At 58.9% G+C, this 17,823-nt stretch carries 11 protein-coding genes; 10 read left to right on the plus strand and 1 reads right to left on the minus strand.

Annotated elements, in window-relative coordinates; genetic code table 11:
- Positions 1 to 115: 115 nt before the first annotated feature.
- Positions 116 to 823, minus strand: a complete 708-nt coding sequence (locus OEW28_RS10340; protein WP_263734681.1) for an IS6 family transposase — start codon at positions 821 to 823, stop codon at positions 116 to 118.
- 187 nt (positions 824 to 1,010) lie between these two features.
- On the opposite strand from OEW28_RS10340, the gene OEW28_RS10345 reads away from it, so the two are divergent.
- The 10 genes from OEW28_RS10345 (at position 1,011) to OEW28_RS10395 (ending at position 17,740) form a co-directional block, all read left to right on the plus strand.
- Positions 1,011 to 2,006, plus strand: a complete 996-nt coding sequence (locus OEW28_RS10345; protein ID WP_263734682.1) for an FscB — start codon at positions 1,011 to 1,013, stop codon at positions 2,004 to 2,006.
- 32 nt (positions 2,007 to 2,038) lie between these two features.
- Positions 2,039 to 2,293 (plus strand): DUF6127 family protein, encoded by a 255-nt coding sequence (locus OEW28_RS10350; RefSeq protein WP_263734683.1) that lies wholly within the window; start codon positions 2,039 to 2,041, stop codon positions 2,291 to 2,293.
- 72 nt (positions 2,294 to 2,365) lie between these two features.
- On the plus strand, positions 2,366 to 3,040 hold the full coding sequence (locus OEW28_RS10355) for a YcbK family protein (protein ID WP_263734684.1): 675 nt from the start codon (positions 2,366 to 2,368) through the stop codon (positions 3,038 to 3,040).
- Between the two features lie 162 nt (positions 3,041 to 3,202).
- Positions 3,203 to 3,454, plus strand: a complete 252-nt coding sequence (locus tag OEW28_RS10365; RefSeq protein ID WP_263734686.1) for a hypothetical protein — start codon at positions 3,203 to 3,205, stop codon at positions 3,452 to 3,454.
- Positions 3,455 to 3,714: 260 nt separating this feature from the next.
- Complete coding sequence (locus OEW28_RS10370) at positions 3,715 to 5,172, plus strand: DNA cytosine methyltransferase (RefSeq protein ID WP_263734687.1); 1,458 nt, start codon at positions 3,715 to 3,717, stop codon at positions 5,170 to 5,172.
- Positions 5,072 to 6,271 carry an MvaI/BcnI family restriction endonuclease gene (locus OEW28_RS10375; RefSeq protein ID WP_263734688.1) on the plus strand — a complete coding sequence of 400 codons (1,200 nt, stop codon included), beginning with the start codon at positions 5,072 to 5,074 and terminating at the stop codon, positions 6,269 to 6,271. The genes OEW28_RS10370 and OEW28_RS10375 overlap by 101 nt, the downstream gene beginning before the upstream one ends.
- Entirely contained in the window at positions 6,258 to 6,950 is a 693-nt protein-coding gene (locus OEW28_RS10380) for an HhH-GPD family protein (RefSeq protein WP_263734689.1), read from the plus strand. Before OEW28_RS10375 ends, OEW28_RS10380 begins: the two co-directional genes overlap by 14 nt.
- A gap of 229 nt (positions 6,951 to 7,179) precedes the next feature.
- On the plus strand, positions 7,180 to 10,266 hold the full coding sequence (locus OEW28_RS10385; RefSeq protein ID WP_263734690.1) for a hypothetical protein: 3,087 nt from the start codon (positions 7,180 to 7,182) through the stop codon (positions 10,264 to 10,266).
- Positions 10,263 to 15,770: a DEAD/DEAH box helicase gene (locus tag OEW28_RS10390; RefSeq protein ID WP_263734691.1), complete on the plus strand. Its 5,508-nt coding sequence runs from the start codon at positions 10,263 to 10,265 to the stop codon at positions 15,768 to 15,770. The genes OEW28_RS10385 and OEW28_RS10390 overlap by 4 nt, the downstream gene beginning before the upstream one ends.
- Positions 15,767 to 17,740 (plus strand): DEAD/DEAH box helicase, encoded by a 1,974-nt coding sequence (locus tag OEW28_RS10395; protein ID WP_263734692.1) that lies wholly within the window; start codon positions 15,767 to 15,769, stop codon positions 17,738 to 17,740. Before OEW28_RS10390 ends, OEW28_RS10395 begins: the two co-directional genes overlap by 4 nt.
- Positions 17,741 to 17,823: the final 83 nt, after the last annotated feature.

Genomic DNA, 17,823 nt, shown 5'->3' on the forward strand with positions numbered 1-17,823 from the left:
CGGTAGCCCCGAAATTGATTGCTTGGAATGATTTTCTATTGGGTCAGTCGAACACCCGGCCCGGTGCTGTCAGACGAATGCGAACCAGTCTCAGTTTACCCGAACCCACCCGATATCAGGCAGCGCAGAGGTCGCGCCACTCGGCGAGAGCGGCGGCGCGGTTCAGCTTGAAATTGTCGCGTGAGTAGAGGTGGCGTTCCTGGTTGAAATGGTTGTGAACTGATGAATGGACGGCGACAAATTTCTGCAAACTTCGCATCTGCCGAAAGCGGAGCATCGCCCGTTCCCGTCGTCGAAACGGCAAGTGAGAATTCTCGGCCCTGTTGTTCTGCCAGCGACCCGTTTCTTGCTTGGGCGCATTGCCAATGACCTTCATCGCGGCGCCATAGGAGCGAAGTTTATCCGTCACGATCACTCTTGGATTGCCATGGCGTTTCATTGATTTCCTGAGGAATTTCAATGCAGATTTGCGATCCCGGCGCTTGGTGACGTAGCTTTCCAGCACCTCGCCTTCGTGATCCACAGCCCGCCACAGGTAATGTGCCTCGCCGTTGATTTTCACGAAAACCTCATCCAGATGCCACTGCCAGTTCGAGTGCGAGCGCATCCGGCTTGCCCGATTGCGCCGGATTTCGGCGGCAAACATCGGGCCAAATCTGTTCCACCAGAACCGAACCGTTTCATGGCTGACGTCGATGCCGCGCTCGTGCAGGAGATCTTCAACGTTCCTGAGTGATAGCGGAAACCGGATATACATCATGACGGCCAGGCGAATGATTTCCGGACTTGTCTTGAAGTAGCGAAAGGGACTGCGTTTTGTCATCCGGCAAGGCTACGAAACCGATCAGCCCGCCTCAAGCCGGTTTTGTGTGACAAGACCGGGCCGATGTCTTCCATGAACTCGGTCGCGACGCTCGCCTCGTGTCAGCGCGTGTCGATGTTTTCCACGAACTCGGACGAGACGCGCGGCTGGTCTCCGCCCGTGTCGATATCTTCATCGAGGTAATCCCATGACCCATATCCTCCATCTTGGCCACCAGGTCAGCGACCTCTCCGGCGTGGCAGGTCTCATCAGCACCGACGCGGTCGGGTTCGATCCGGCCTATGACGTGAACTGCATCAAGATCTCCACGACCAACGGGACGCCAATCCCGTTTTCAGCGCGATGGCGCGAGCCCACCGGAGATGTCTGGCTCGGGTTTCGCTATCGGGCACCCTCGACCAACGCAGCGTGGATCGCTCAGGACGGCCTCTTTCTCGAGTTCTCCGACAGCCAGAGCCGCCAGATCGGGATGATCCGCACCGAGCGCGACGACGATCGCTACCGCGCCATGGTGACGGGGGATACCAACGTCGATGGTGCCTCGACCTTCATTGCAGCGACGAACCAGACCTACTGGATTGACGTGAAGATCGCCGTAGGCGCGAACATCACAATCGAGTTCTACGTCGATGGCGTGCTCTACAGCACGGCGACCTCTGCCAACGCCGGCGGAAAGGGCCGTCCCGTGCACTGCCTCTGGCGCAATCTGCATCTCTTCGACAACTTCACCACGGCCACCTGGTATTACGCCCATATCGCGGTGCTCGATGGGGTCTCCACGATCGGTCGACGCTTCGCACGGCGCACGCCCGATCTGGTCGCGACCTACGATGGTTTCTCGGGCGGGATCGAAGCGATCAAGGACGATGATATCGTCACCCGCGTGGCGAGCGATATCGCCGGCCAGCGGCTTTCCTTCTCGCTCGCGGGTCCGACGGGCCCGGTTGCGGCCACGACCATCGCGGGTGTGCACGTCAAGCAGCTGGCCCAGCTCGGCACGGCCGGCCCGACGGGCGTCGCGGGCTTCCTTCGGATGGGAGGAGTGGATTACGACGCGGCGCCGGGAACGCCCTCAGCCGACATGGCTAGCGCCATCTATTCGAGCTGGGATCTGAACCCGGCGGACAGCACCCCCTGGACGGCGGCAACGCTGCCGGCGGAAGCGGGGATCGTTTCGTCATGATCTTGCCCCGCACGGAAAAGGGTGAGCTCAGGATGTCGGAGGCCGAGTTCAGCGCACTCCTGTCCGAAGCTGCTGAGGCGGGGGCGAAGCGTGCGCTCGCCGATGCCGGCATCGACGGCAAGGACGCCGCCCTCGACATCCGCGATCTCCGCTCGCTGCTCGACTGCATCCGCTTCGTCCGCCGCACCGCCGTGCAGACAGCCGTCCATCTCATCACCACCGGCATCATGCTCGCGCTTCTCGCCGGCATCGCGCTGAAGCTGAAGATCTTCGGCGGAAGCCCCTGACCCGACCGAGCAGCGATTTCGTCACCACCAGACCCGCCCGCGAGGCGGGTTCTTTGTTTCTGGAGGATCCCCATGACCACGACCTACTATGACCACTGGCGCGATGTGCCGGAGAAAGCCTGGCGCTGGCCAAATTTCAGCCCGGCAGAGATCGCCTGCCGGGGCACCGGCAAGTTGCTCATCAACGAACCGGCACTCGACAAGCTGCAGGCGCTGCGCGACCGGCTGGGCAAGCCGCTGATCGTCCGCTCCGCCTATCGCAGCCCCGAGCATAATCGCGCTGTCGACGGCGCCACCCGCTCCAAGCACCTCGACGGCGCCGCCTTCGACATTGCCATGGCGAACCACGACCCGGCTGCGTTCGAGGCGGCGGCGCGGGAGGTCGGGTTCCTCGGCTTCGGCTTCTACCCACGCTCCGGGTTCATCCATGTTGACCTCGGGCCCGCGCGGCAGTGGGGCGAGCGATTCCCGGTCCGTGGGACGGCTTTCGCGGCGGAAACGCCTCCAGCGCGCGAGGTTCTAGCTGACAGCCGCACCATGAAGGGGGGTGGCGCAGCCGGAGTGGCGACGCTTGGCGCAGCCGGCGTGGAGGTGGCCCAGCAAGCGCTGGCGGAGACGCAATCCGCAATCCTGCCGCTTGTGCCGTATCTCGACACCCTGCGTTGGGTGTTCATCGCCGTGGCGCTCGGCGGCATCGCGGTCACGATTTACGCGCGTCTCGATGACTGGAAGCGGGGGCGGCGGTGATCGGCGGGCTCCTCGCCGCGCTCGTCGGATCGGCATGGGCGCGCGCGGAGATTCGCTACGGCGTCACCGCGCTCGCGATCTGTCTGTTCCTGCTGGCCCTTCGCCGCTCAGGTGAACGGGCCGGCCGGCTGGTCGAGCGGCTCGAGACGATGGAGAGAACTGATGACTTACAGAGGCGGATGCTCGAAGCTGCGGCGCGGCGGCCTCGTTCTCGCGACGATCTGGCTGAGCGGCTGCGCGACGGTCAGTTCTGACGGTGGCAGCTCTGGTTCATGTCTGCCCGTCGTCTGGTACAGCCGGGAATTCCAGGCGCGCGCGGCCGAGGAACTCACCTTGCTGCCAGAGGGCTCGGCGATCGCGGAGATGATGGTCGACTACGCCGTGATGCGGGAACAGGCGCGGGCTTGTGAGTGAACCCCGACACTCCGGTCAAGAACGACGCGCTTCCTGTGCGAGACGTTCGTGATTCGTATCTCACTGACGACCTGGCGAGCCTCTGGTGTGGGTTTCTTCGGCCCCTTTGGATCCACTGCAAAATGCTAGACAACTCCAAGCCGCCGCACCCACAGTTGCAGCAAGGTGTCGTGGAACAAAGTTGAATGCCCCTGGACTTTGCCGCCTGAATCGTGCACGGTCGCGCTGACTGCCACTCCAAACTGAGCGTTCAAAGACTCATGAAAAACACGTCGCAAATCCCATTCGCCATGGTAGACCTCTTTGCCGGTTGCGGCGGATTATCGCTTGGCATGGAGAACGCCGGCTTCACGCCGGTCTTCGTAAACGAACTCAACCCTGATGCGATGGCAACCTATCTTGCCAATCGACACCACCAAGTCGGTGGCAAACCGTTCGCCGATCAGGCCCACCTTCACTGCAATGATGCCAATGAGCTGCAAGGCCCGCGGCTCGAGAAGATGGTGGCTGATCTCTCGGCGCTAGGGCTAACGCTCCCCGACTTGGCGGAGGCGGAAAGCGCGAGCAACAAGGGCAACCTCGACCTGCTTGCCGGTGGCCCCCCATGCCAAGGCTATTCTGGTATCGGCCATCGCCGATCCTACGCTGTCGACAAGAAGGACCTTCCCTCGAACCAGCTTTTTGGGCGGATGACGAAAATTATCCGCAGGTTGCGCCCACGGATCTTCTTATTTGAGAATGTTCGGGGGATTCTGACCTCGAAATGGACCCGAGACGGCGATGATATGATTTGGCCCGACGTATGGGGTGAATTCCGCAAGATCCCCGGGTACCACGTGCGTTACACGCTCGTAAAGGCATCGGACTACGGCGTTCCGCAAAACCGCCCGCGCGTCCTGCTCGTCGGCATTCGGGAAGATATCGTCAAGGCCAGCTCGCTCGTTGACCTTTCTGCCGATGATGAGGATGCAGTTAAATGTGGCTTCCTGCCGAAAGGTGACCCTTCAGAAGCCCCGGGAATCGAGGAGCTGCTCGGCGACCTCGTCGATCCGGCGATTAAGCGCGCTCTCGAGAAGCAAGATTTCCCGAAAGGCAAATTCGAAACCCGCGAGTACCCGCGCGCTCCGCAGTCCTCAATTCAGGAGAAATTGCGGGCCGCGCCGCCTGCCCACGAGGAACGGAGTGGCCAGTTGACGGACCACGAGTACTCGAAACACGCGAAGCGGATCGTCGACAAGTTCTCTTACATGATCAAGAACGGCGGGGAGATCCCCGAGGGAGCACGGACGAAGAAGTTTGCGCAGAAGGTTCTTCCCAAGACCTGGGGTAACGGGCGCCCGACGATCACTGCGACTTCGATGCCCGACGACTATGTCCATTATTCACAGCCGCGCATCCTCACGGTTCGCGAGTGGGCAAGGTTGCAACTCTTCCCGGACTGGTACAGATTTATGGGTAAGCGAACGACCGGCGGTATCCGCCGTGCTGGCAACCCAAGAGAAGGCATCTTTGACCGTGAAGTGCCCAAGTACACGCAAATTGGTAATGCCGTTCCAGTTGGGTTGGCCGAGCGGGTCGGCGCGCACTTCAAGCTCTTGCTTGAGGATGCGATAGGCGATGCTGGCAAAGGCCGACTTTCCAGCGGCGACGGCGCTGGAGATGCTGACCAGGCACGCTATCGAGGCGGCCTTGTTGGTGCCAACACCGACCGGCCTTGAGAAGTCGATATTCGATGCGACGGACGGCCTGCGGGAATACCTCGCGGAACGTGGCTACCATGATTACGCGACGCAAGCTCAGGGGCAAGATCACAAGGTCCTGAAGCAAGCTTATCTCGTGAGGCCGCATTCGCTGGAGCCATCGCAGGTCTCGCTTTACCGGCCGACCACAAAGAACGGGGATCCCAGGATCTGGCTGGGACATCCCGTGCGTTCTTACGCCAGTGCTTTCAACTTGCTGGCCCTAACCGTGATCGGCGGCACGTTGTACGTCCTGAACATGAGTGATCCGTCCGTGCAGGTGTCGCTGGATGACGCTGGATCGCCGTTCCGGAAGTTGGTCGACCGCGCTGATCAGGGTGATGTGGTGGCGAGCGAATTGCTCGGCCTTCTGCGACAGATATCGTCCAAGGGTTACTTGCGAACGCTCCGTCCCGGAGACACCGGGATCGGCTTCACGCTTGAAACAATGCTCGGAATCTCCGCGAATTCGAATCAAGCCCCCGATTATAAGGGGATCGAGATCAAGGCCAAGCGCAGTCGGATTGGTGCCGACAAGAGTCGCTCCACATTGTTTTCAAAAGTCCCGAACTGGAAGTTGAGCCCGGTCGGGAATGCTCTCGGCCTTCTCAAAGCCCGTGGCTATGTCGATAGTGGCGGACGCCTTTCGCTTTATCACACGCTTTCTGCGCTTGGGCCAAATTCGCTTGGTCTCGCGCTCGACATCGACGCGGAAAAGGATTGGCTTCGCCAGGTCTACCATAGCCCATCAACGCGTACTGTGATCCATGACGTGACCTGGGAAATCCCTGTTCTGAAAAGTGACTTGGCAGCGAAGCATCGCCAGACGTTCTGGGTTCGGGCGATGTGCCGAGGAGCTGGCCAAGACGAGGAGTTCCACTACGTCGAAGTTCAGCGTACGCGTCGACCAATGACTGCAAACTTCGTCGCACTCGTCGAAGCGGGCGTCATCACGGTCGACTATGCGCTCCACAAGAAGTCCGAGACGCGCGCGCGTGACCACGGCTACCTGTTCAAAATTCACCCCGACAAGCTCGGGGCTCTCTTCCCACCACCAGAAGTTCATGCCCTCTCCTGACCATGTTACACCTGGCGAGAAGCGCAAGCTGACTAGGCTAGCAAAGGACCTGAAGCACTGGGCGAAGGTTAATGGCAGGGACTTCCCTTGGCGCTCGAGCGAGGCCAACACATACCAGCAGGTCGTCGTCGAGGTCCTCCTCCAGCGCACGACAGCCGCGGCCGTGGCAGGATTTTTCGAAGCTTTCGTTGCAAAATATCCCAGCTGGGGCCAGCTTGCCTCGGCCAATGTCGAAGACCTGGAGGAATTCCTTAGGCCTCTTGGGTTGTGGCGTCGCCGGGCTCAGTCCCTCCTTGGTATTGCGAAGTATGCTGCTGAGAAAGAAGGACAATTCCCATCTGATCCCCTGGAACATCGCCAGATCCCTGCGGTCGGGCAATATGTTTCCAATGCGATCATGCAATTCCAACACGGACAGCCTGCACCTTTGCTTGACGTGAACATGGCCCGCGTGATCGAGCGGTTCGTTCGCCCACGGAAGCTCGCTGACATCCGACATGACAAATGGCTGCAAGAAGCTGCCCACTGGCTCGTGCGTCAAGATCCGCGAGAGGTGAACTGGGCCGTACTGGATTTCGCAGCACTCATATGCCGTTCACGCAGTCCGCTCTGTACTTCCTGCCCAGTGAGCGCCCGGTGCAGTTATTTCAAACGGGGCGGGAATGCACAGGCCGGATAGCTGGCGGAGGACGTAAGGCGAGCGCGCTGTTAATCAATCCCCACTTGCCCGCATTGATGGGCCGCCAATTAACACATCATTGACCATCATGCGCCATATTCCTGCACGACCGTGCACCGCAGCGTGGCGGCATGTCTTGTCGTCCTTTTTGTAGGTCTGAGCCTAGCCGCAGTCGCGCGACCGTTCGGCTGGGGATCCCTGCCAGCTGCTCTCAGCGGGCACCTGAGCCGTGCCAGATGCCGCTGCGGAGGCTTCTTCCCATCTTGACAGTTTTCGAGGCCTTTTGAACGATGTGGCGATGGACGCTTCCGTAACCACCGCATCGTTGAAAGATGCGAACGAGGCAATTTTCGAAGTAATGCTGTCTGGCAAGTACGCCGGGCGAGCGGTTTATTTCACGTTTGATGTCCAAGAGGCCCAAGAGATCGCGAAGCGGCTCGGGGTCGACGAGGACAGTGTTGAAGAACTATGCGCAAGCCTCGTCGGGGATGCGCTCGATAGGGGGCGAAACCCGTTCTTGACAGTGAGCCGAGAGGCCCGCCGGTGGGCCTCCGAAGGTATGGTTGGCCCGCCTCCATTCCTCGCGCTATTGCACGTGATGTCCCATGCTGCAGAGCTCATGGCTAACGACGGCGAATATGCGGCGAACGCATACTACCCGCGGTTGGCGAGCCTCGTCGGGGGTTCGTCTGGAAATCTTCGCGACCAAGGCAAGCAAACCGAGCTCTTCTGGCGTCTTCTGGAGACTTGGCTGGCCGAGAATGATTACGAGCTTGGTCGCCCGACGGCTTCAGCACGCGGTACCTGGAAGTACGTCGGGCTAGCTATGTCGCAAGCGATCGTGCGGTCCACGGATCGCGCCGCGATGCACGACCTGTTCGATACCTATGGGTTCTCTAACGGGGATCGTCTAACGGTCGCCGATATTTATCCCTATGTCGACGACTGGATCCGGTCGAGCAACTCCACGGCGCGACTTCGCAAGGCCTGGGAACAGAAAGAATTACGTGATCGTGTCTGTGAGATCGCGATCGATGAGTTCCAAGATTGGTCCAACGATATCCTTGGTTCGCCCACAGGCCAAGCCAAGGAACACTCCCGTCGACTGACCCTTGTCGCGCAAGTCCTGCCATCCTTTCCAAAGCAAAGGCTGTCGCTGCACCTTGGTCGCAGTATGGAATTGAGCGAACCCGTTACCGGCTTAGTGGACGCCGCGGGAAACTCTTTTGACATATCCAATTCCACATTTGGAGCTTTCGCCACGATCTCACCAAACCCGATGGGGCGCAATAACTCGGGTCTAGCTTCCAGCATTTCCCTTAATGGTAGTAGCTATCACCTTAGGTGGAGTTCTGGCCTCGTGATCCCGCTAACCAAGTCGAGCGAGGGACCATATTGGACAGAGATCGCTAGGGTCAGCATCGGAACGGAAATTATCGTGCTGGTGCGCAACAAGAAAACCCTCGTAGAAGCGCTGGAGAACTTGCTCGCCGCCACGTCGACAGGTGAGGCGACATACCTTACCTCGCAAGAACTTGACGGTATTCCAGACGGATGGCGGCTATACAAGGACGTACGGATAATTCGGGCAGCAGACTGGGAGGTTGACACGGACTTGGAGCCGTTAATTCCGATGTCCGAGGGCGCGGGTTTCGTCATTTCTGGCGGCTTGCAGCTTGCTCGCGGAGTTTGGCATTCAAAAGCACCGCCAGCAGTCGACCTTGTAACCGATAGCGGCCCGACCCGGCTGGAAGCACAGAGGCCAAGTATTGGTGGCCTGCAGTTGGCCCGAGAGTCCCGATCTGACTCGCGTATCTGCAGCCTTCCAATGCAAGATCTCGGCGATGCGAGTTACACCGTGCGTGGGTACACCGGTACCAAGCAGGTGGCCGAAACCCTCGTTGTATTGCGTTCTGCTGAACGGGCGCGTCCCCTTGACCGCCAAATGGTCGGCCGCCTCGCGCATGGGGAGGTATTCTCAGCGAAAGAGCCTCCCGCGGAGGGCTTTCCTTGCATGATCCGTGGCTTCATCGTTTCCCCGAAACCGCCAGCAGTAGAGCACCACGCGAAAGTAGACGCGGATGGTATGGAGAAGGTTCCGATTGCCGACGGTGTGTTGGATGACGAAGAAAACGGCTTTGCAGACGAAGACGTTGTCGCCATTCAATCACAGTCCTGTGCCGCCCGCGGGCACCATATTTGGAGGTGCGAATCTGCCCCCGTCGAAGCGATAGCATCCGGACTGAGGAAAGTAATGAGCACGCCGCTTAAGATGGAATGCGTCGACTGCCATCTCGCGGTCATCGCAAGAAATCGTGGGCGGAAAAAGAAGAAACCGGAGGAGGTGCGTTCTCCCATCGCCCACAAAAGCACGCGTGGGAAATGGGATAGACCACCAAAAGCGGTCGACCTTGATTTCGACCTGCTCTTCGACGCGCTTTGCTTCTTGGGCTCGGGGTCCTGGGGTCGCATGGACAGGCTTCTTGTCGGTCAAGACATCCCACCTTGGACACTGGGTGAGATGGCGGGCGCGTGGGCATCTCTGGGTTTGATCGATGTATCTTACGCGCCAGGGACACATCGCCCAAAGAAATGGAGCGTGCCCCCACCAGCAGTATGTGCGACTGAGGACGGCCAAGGCTTTTTCTCCGGATTTCGGTGTGATCCACTTATCGACTTGGCACTAGAAGAGCTTGTTGGTTTGGGTGGGACCGCCTCGGTCATTGAACAAGAAGGCGCGCCACGTCACATCGGTTTTCGAAACGTCGATCTTGGCGACCTCGCCGAACGTATAGGGGCCCTGGAAGACCCCCTCGGAAGGTCGTTCTCGATCGTCGAGCAACCGGCACTTGACTTGGTGAGAGCGATAACCTCGCTCCCGGGGCTCGAGGCTTCATTAGTACCCATTTCAACGGGCGCATCTCCCCGCCACCTGCAGTTTTTCGACATCGAAGGCGCTCGTTGGCGCCGCGCGGAGGCGATATCTGGCGAAGGCGCCTACCGGTTTGATCACGCTGGGCGAGTCTATGTTTACCGGGGCGCCGATGGCCGTGAGTTCATGGGACCACAGCAGGTCATCAAGCTGCTAGCTGCAAGGCAGCGTGGTAGCCGCCTTCATCGCTACAATGAACAGTCCCGCGAGTTTACTTCGACGCGGGGAGCGGAGCCAGTCGGCTTGCTCGCCCGTGCGTTGGTGGCCTGCAGTGGTCGTCTTCCGCGCAAGGATGACAGTGGGTTGACCATTTATGAAAACGTCCGGCCGGAAATCGGCCAAGCAGTGCTGTTTAATCTCTATTCAAGGAAGCTGATCGAATGAGGCAAGCCACCCCGACGCGAGTTCAAGACTACATTCGAGAAGCCTACCTGAAATACTACGATTCTGCTTTCTGGATGCGGGATGATGGCATCATGGCCGAACGCCGCGAGCTCCTACAAGCGTCTGGCGTGATGGCACAGGAACCGCTCTTGGAAGCCGTTCCGCAGTACCCATCAGTTGAAGCCATAGAAGAGGCCTGCAAACGCGCCGGGCTCTCGAGTGAAACTGCATCGCGATTAGGTCCACTGGTATTCGGCTCTGATCAATCGATTAAGCTGAGGCAGCACCAAGCGGAAGCGCTCGTCGCTGCTATGTCCGGGAACGGACTGGGACAACGAAACGTTGTGGTTACGTCCGGTACCGGCTCGGGAAAGACTGAGAGCTTCCTCCTCCCCGTCTTGGCAGGGATATTGGAAGAGCGGACCAAGAAGGGCACTCGGGGCCCCATGAAACCTTGGTGGGAAAAAGACCTCGAGCGACACGACAAGGCTTGGAGCCACAGCCGAGCGCTAGCCAGGGATCCGTCGGATGCAGCCATTCGCGCCCTAGTGCTGTATCCGACCAATGCCTTGGTCGAAGACCAAATTTCGCGCCTTAGGCGTTCGGCCATGCGAGCGATCGAGGAGACCGGTGATCCAGTCTTCTTTTTCGGTAGGTATACCGGCGCGACGCTTGGTGAGACCTACGTTCCGCCAGCGTCCCTGAAGTCAAACGATCGGGGAAAGATCAACAAGGTCGCGAAAGAGATCCGTGAAATTGCAAAAGAGGCAAGGGAACTCAGGGAGTCGCTCAAAGTATCCGGCAAGTCGTCGACGGAGATCCTTGATGCGGCCAGCCAGTTCCAAGACCCGTACTGCGGGGAGATGCTGACGCGTTGGGACATGATCTCGGCGCCGCCTGACATCCTGATCACGAACACGAGCATGCTGAACATCATGCTTCTTCGTGACGTCGAAGATCCCATTTTCGAGAAGACGCGCGAGTGGCTCGAGGCCGACGAAGCCAATCACTTCAGCTTGGTCGTCGACGAATTGCACAGCTATCGTGGCACGCAGGGAACTGAGGTTGCGTTGGTCGTGCGCAACCTCCTCGATCGGCTTGGACTTGGCCCTGACTCGTGCCAGTTGCGCTGCATCGGCACAAGCGCATCCTTGGACCCCGATAGCGGTATCGAGTACTTGGAGCAGTTCTTCGGGGTCGACCGAAAAACCTTCGCGATCCTACCGGGCAAACCCGACGAATTCTCCATGAACCTTCCGGTAAAAACGGATGTCCTCGAAGAAAACCTGATCGATCTGAACTCGGGAGAATTAGAGAAGGTAAAGGCCGCTTCAAAAAATGTATGCCAGAATTTTTCACCACGGACTGCTCTTGCAGCCGCTTGCAAAGCTGCTGGTTTAACCGTCGCGCCGGCGGGGGGCGAAGCAGAAGCTGTCTCTATAGTCCGGCCCGCGAAGCTTTCTCGGATAGGGAGTACATTATTCGGCCCGAGCAGCTCGGCTGAGCTTCTTGATGCAATCATGATAGCGGCAACTCATGAGGACCGCGGGAGCTGGGAGAACCCAAAGCCGACCTTCCGATCGCACATGTTCATGCGTCAAGTGCAGGGGGTTTGGGCTTGTTCGAACCCGGATTGCTCGGAGGTCGAGGAGAAATACCGGTCGAAGGAGCGGAGGATCGGTCGGCTCTTCAAGTCACCCGCATTGAAGTGCGAGTGTGGCGGCCAAGTTCTGGAACTCTTGTACTGTTACGATTGTGGAGAAGCCTTCCTAGCGGGGTTCGTGGTCCCGTCCAGCAGCCCGACCTTGAAAGACCAGATCTTTCTCGAGGCAACCAAGTCGGTCGAGGGTGGCGGCTATCCTGGAATGGTTTATGAGCGACCACATGATGAGTTCAGGTGGTATTGGCCGGGTGGCCGAATACCTGCAGGGTCGTCCAGTTGGACACATGGGTTTCCAAGCGGGAATGGTTCCGGAAAATTCCAGTTCCAAACAGCCCGGTTGGACTACAATCTAGGGTTACTTGTGCCTGGCGACCCCGATCCGACTGGAGTCGTTTTAGCTGCGCCGTCGAACCTACCCGAGGGTCTCACCGTCGCTGGTCTCCCTGAGACGTGCCCTCACTGCTTGAGCTCTTATAGCTCACGCAATCAACGGGACCTGAAGGCATTCTACAGGGGCACGGTTCAAACCCCGATTCGCGGCCTCCGTACCGGCTTGAACGTTACGACCCAGCTGATCGCCGATCGCGCGATGCTGTCGACCGGTGACGGCGTGGCTGCCGAGAAGATGATTGCGTTCACGGATAGCCGAGACGATGCCGCCGACTTGGCGGCCGGCCTCGAACTGCATCACTTCCGCGACCTGGTGCGGCAGCTCGTCTTCAAGCAGTTCTCTGAGGAGAACGTACCCACTTCGGCCGAACTCCGGAAGATCATCCAAGCCGTCAAGAGCGGTGATCCGGATGCCATCGCGCAACGCGAAGCCGCGAACAAGAAGACACCCGGTATCTATGACGCCTCGGTGAAGATCGAGTTCGGAGTCGACGAGGAGGCCGACAGGGAGTTGATCGCCAAGCACGACGCGGCTGTTGGGTCCGGAGCCATAGCTTGGCCTGCCTTGATGGTCGCGCTTCGTGATTCCCTAGTGGCTCTCGGCCAAAACCCCGCTGGCACGGATGCCAGTCGCGCTACCGACCGCCCCGATGGCGATGGCACCCCGTGGTGGAAGTTCTTCGATCCGCCAGAGGGCGCAACATGGGCGACGCTTGATGCAACGGCGGCGAGCGACGGCCGCCGCGAGTTCATGGCGCACTTGTCGAGGACAGTTGCTTCCTCGCTGTTTGACCAAGCTGGACGCGATCTCGAGTCGATGGGTACGGCAACGATCGACCTCGACTCTGACTGCGGCAAAGAGCTTGGCATGGACGACGCGTTGGCTAGGGGCATCGTTGGCAACGTCATCAGGATCCTCGGGCAGGCACGTCTCCTCGAGGGCGAAAGAACGCGTTCCTCGACGAACCCGCCCACCCAAGTCAAAGAATACCTTGAGAAACTCGCGCCCTTGGCGAACAGGCAACCCGCGGAGCTCGCTGAAGCGATCAAGGAGCTCCTGCGCAAGAAGAACGCGCTGACCGACCAATGGCTCTTGGCGATTGGACGACATGCGTCGTTCCCATTGAAGCTTGTTCCAAGGGGCGAACGCGCTCTGAAAAGATGTGCGACCTGTGCCAAGTCGACGATGGTGGTTCCCCTGAATATTTGCACGACCCCGCATTGTGCGTCGCGGGATTTCGTAGAGGTCCCGAATCCAGGCGAAGACTACTACGCCTGGGTGTCGAGGGAACCTGTCCATCGCCTGTCGGTGGAGGAGTTGACCGGACAGACTAAGCCAATGTCGAAGCAGCGAAAGAGACAGCGCCTGTTCAAGGGTGAAGCGTTCGTCGGTGAGGAGCACGAAATTACGCATGGTCTCGACGCCTTGTCGGTCACGACCACCATGGAAGTCGGCGTCGACATCGGCTCCCTGAAACTCGTCATGATGGCCAACATGCCGCCTCAGAGGTTCAACTATCAGCAACGTGTTGGTCGAGCTGGTCGAGCCGGGCAGGCATTCTCATATGCCGTGACGATTTCGCGAGGCGCAGCTCATGATGATTACTACTTCAACAACCCGGAACGCATGACAGGGGATATTCCTCCCCAGCCCGAGTTAGATCTATCGCGTCCAGAGATCATCAAGCGGGTGGCAGCCGCAGAAGCGTTGAGGCGCGCTTTCAATAGCCTTGCTCAACCGCCTGGAAGGACCCCGGAGAGCGCGCACGGCGCATTTGGAAGGGTCGACGAGTGGTTCCCGGTTTACCACGCGGACGTTGCGAACTGGTTGGCCACGTCGCCGGAGGTCAAGGAAATCGTCGAGAGGATTTGCGCCTACACACCACTTGAACGCCCGGCCCAAGTTGACGCAATCGAGCAGTATCTTCGAAATCAACTAATCACCAAGATCGGCGAGTGTGTTCAGAGCAGCCAATTCATCCAAGATGAACTGAGCCACCGACTGGCAGTTGCTGGCTTGCTTCCGATGTTTGGCTTCCCGACGCAGGTTCGAAGCCTTTTCTGGGACAAGAAGGCAAACCGGGCCGAAGACACCGTAATCAGCGATCGACCGCTTGACCATGCTATCTGGGCCTTTGCACCGGGCGCCGAGATTCCAAAGGACAAGAGGCTCTACACGGCCTGCGGGTTTGTCTTCCGTAGAGACGGCCACCAGGGCGTTGTGAACGAAGCCGCCCCGCTTGGCGCATCCTTACCTTACTGGAGATGCACGGAAAAAGCGTGCGGAACCATTGCACAAGGCAATGCCGAGACCTGCCATGTGTGCGGAAATCCTGCGCAGACATTCCCACTGTACCAGCCGAAAGGATTCATGGCGCACTGGAAAGCCCGGGACTACGATGGCCAACGTCAGCGCGGCCCCGCGCTCCCGCCACCTGTGCGCGCGTTCGACCAGCCCTACGACCCATTAACCAGTTGTGGACCTATGCTTCTCGCGCTCGGCCAGGGGCAAGTTGCCTTGATCAACGACAATGGCGGCGATCTCTACGAGTTCACGCAGGAACCTTATGACAAGGTGACCGTCCGTGATAGCTCGCTCTACCGGGACGACTACATGTTCACCGGCGACGGAGGGGAGGTAATCGATCGAGGAGCAATCGGGGCCGTTTTCACGACCGACGTGCTAAGCTTCTATTTTGACGGCGCTCAGGACATCGGAAACGGGGGTGTACTTGACGTTGTCGAACAACGATCCGCTCGGCCGGCGATTGCCTCTTTCGCGGAGTTCGTGAAGCTTGCCGTTTCCACCGAGCTGGACATCGACCCGGAGGAGTTTCGTTCTGGTCGCCAACGATTGAAGCTTGATGGACGTGCTTGTGAAACCGAGCAGGTTTTCATCGCGGACAAGCTAGAGAACGGTGCCGGGTATTCACGCTGGGCGGCGAAGCCCGAAAACATGAGGCGCTCACTCGAGCGCTTCTTGGACGGCGATGATGGGGTTGGACGAACTTGGCAGGACGACGCGCATTCGCGGGACTGCGACTGCTCATGCCCAGATTGCCTGAGAAGCTATGCCAACCGCTTCATACACGGATTGTTGGACTGGCGCCTCGCCCTTGACCTCGCGGACCTAGCGCTTGGTCGCGGCTTGGACACGAGCAGGTGGATTGGTGGTCCAGAGGACCGGGCCGCACAATCGTTCAAGAAGTTTTGCGATAGCACGGGCCTCCCCGTCGAGATTGACTACGCAGAAGGTCTCACTGCGATCGTTTCCGGCACCAAGGCTCTTATCCTCGGGCATCCGCTGTGGCACACGCGTGAGGGCTTGTGGCAGCCGCAGCAGACCGATGCACGGAATGAACTGCGTGCTAGGGGCATCGAGGCCACGTGCGTCGACGTCCGCGACTTCACTGCCCGGCCGGCAGTCTACTACATGGAGCTCCGCGCGTGATCGAAGTCATCGGACATGGCGGAAGCCCCGAATACGAAGCTGCGCTGAAGATAAGGTCCGCCTTAGCTTCTTATTGGCCAGGCATTGAAGATTCGCCCGCCGAGCAAGATCACGTGAAAATCGCTGCCAATACCAAGTTAGCCGGCTACAAGGTAAGTGACATCGACGTCGTTATCGCCGCCAAATTCGCCCGGGGACGATACTTCGTACCGAAATCTACCCTCAAGGACAAGGATGGGCGCAGAGTCGCCGGCGCAAAGATCCGTGTTCTGTCCTTGGTGGCCGCCATAGAGGTCAAGGGACATGACGCCAGTGGACTCAGCATAAGCAACGGGGGCGTTAGCGTATCCTACAAGGAGGGCTCGAAGAGTGCGACTGATCAAAACGATGCCCAGGCGCAGGCGCTAAAACGCTACTTCAGCGATCTGACACGTCAGAATCCGTGGGTTTATCGCTCCGTACTCCTCACGGGCATCAATGAACTTCCGAGAGATCGAGGGCGCCAAGTGCCGGATGCCGGCGCTGTCGCGGCGAACTTTGATTTCGGCGGCTTGCTTTGCTCGATGGTAGGCATCCATGGCATCGGAGAAATTGGAAACGAGTACACCATCTCGTCCGCCAAGCCCGAGGCGATGGAGTCTATTCTTTCGGCCTCGATCTTTAGGCAGGTTGTACCTTCCAACCTCGACCGCAAGAAGATGGATCGAATTGCCGCTAGGCCGCCCGAGGCAATTGAGATAGCTGGCCTAATAGGCGATGAGCGCGTTCATCTACGCGGCGAGGGCGGGACCGGAAAGACCGTTCTTTTGGCACAGGCGGCGCACGAGGCCTTCAGGTCCCATGCGAAGCGTTCACTCTTTCTCACATACAACCACGCCTTAACAGCCGACATTCAGAGGGTTTTGGCGCTGCTGGGAGTTCCCAGCAGCGGTGATTGTGGGGGTGTCGATGCCCGGACCGTCATGTCATTCGTATACTCTTGGTTGCGTAGGCTTGGCGCCATTGGCGAGGATAAAGACTTTGAATTCGATCGTTACGGCGAGCAGTGTGAGAAAGCTCTAGAATTATTCGAAAACGGGCTTTTGAGTGACGAAGACATTGCACTGGCAAAGTCAACGAACTTCGAAGAGTTCGACTATGATGCAATCCTCATCGACGAAGCGCAGGATTGGCCACAAGCCGAAGCCGATCTTCTTGTCCGATTGTACGGCGGAAATACGATTTCTTTGGCTGATGGAATGTCACAGCTCGTGAGGGGCAAAGCAACAGATTGGCGGTCCTCTGTTCGCGACCGCAAGGGAACGAAGAAGCTCCCACTTCAAGAATGCCTACGGATGAAGGGAAACCTAGGGCAATTTGCAAATATTGTCGCGGAGCGAGCCGGGCTCAACTGGAAAATTATCCCTAATTCGGAGGCAGCCGGTGGTAGAGTGATCATCCGAGATGGTGCCTTCAAAGAGATGCCGGACCTGCACGAAGAACTCTTGGCAAAGGCGCGCAGCGATGGCTGCGAGCCGATCGATTGCCTTTACTGCGTCCCGTCTGCAGGCGTAGTAACGCGTGGCAACCGGCGGGTCAGCGTTCTTGGCGCGGCGATGGGAGAACGAGGCCTGTCTGTTTGGGATGGCGTGGATCCAGTTGCTCGGCGTGATTTTCCTAGGTCAACAAAAGAAAACCGTATCGTTCAATACGAATCTTGCCGAGGTCTAGAGGGCTGGGTGGTAGTTCTCGACGCCCTGGACGATCTGTGGGCGGCCAAGTACCGAGACGCACTCGCGGAGCCATCTTCGCTAGGAGGCGCGATAGAGCCGGAGGTGAGAGCGCGGCGTGCGGCATGGACCTGGTGCCTAATGGCCATGACGCGGCCCATCGACACTTTGGTAATCACTCTCAGCGATCGCGGTAGCGAGGTCTCGCAAGTACTGAACCGTATCGCCCAGGCCTACCCGGATATTGTTGAAGTTGCGTAGCGTCATAGATCGGCGAGCCGAGGAGGATCGCGGTCGGAGTGTCTTCTTTCCGACCGCGGGGAATTTGACAATTGAACCTCAGC

It is taken from the genome of Albidovulum marisflavi (assembly GCF_025751435.1).
In the GTDB taxonomy this organism is placed as follows: Bacteria; Pseudomonadota; Alphaproteobacteria; order Rhodobacterales; family Rhodobacteraceae; genus Albidovulum; species Albidovulum marisflavi.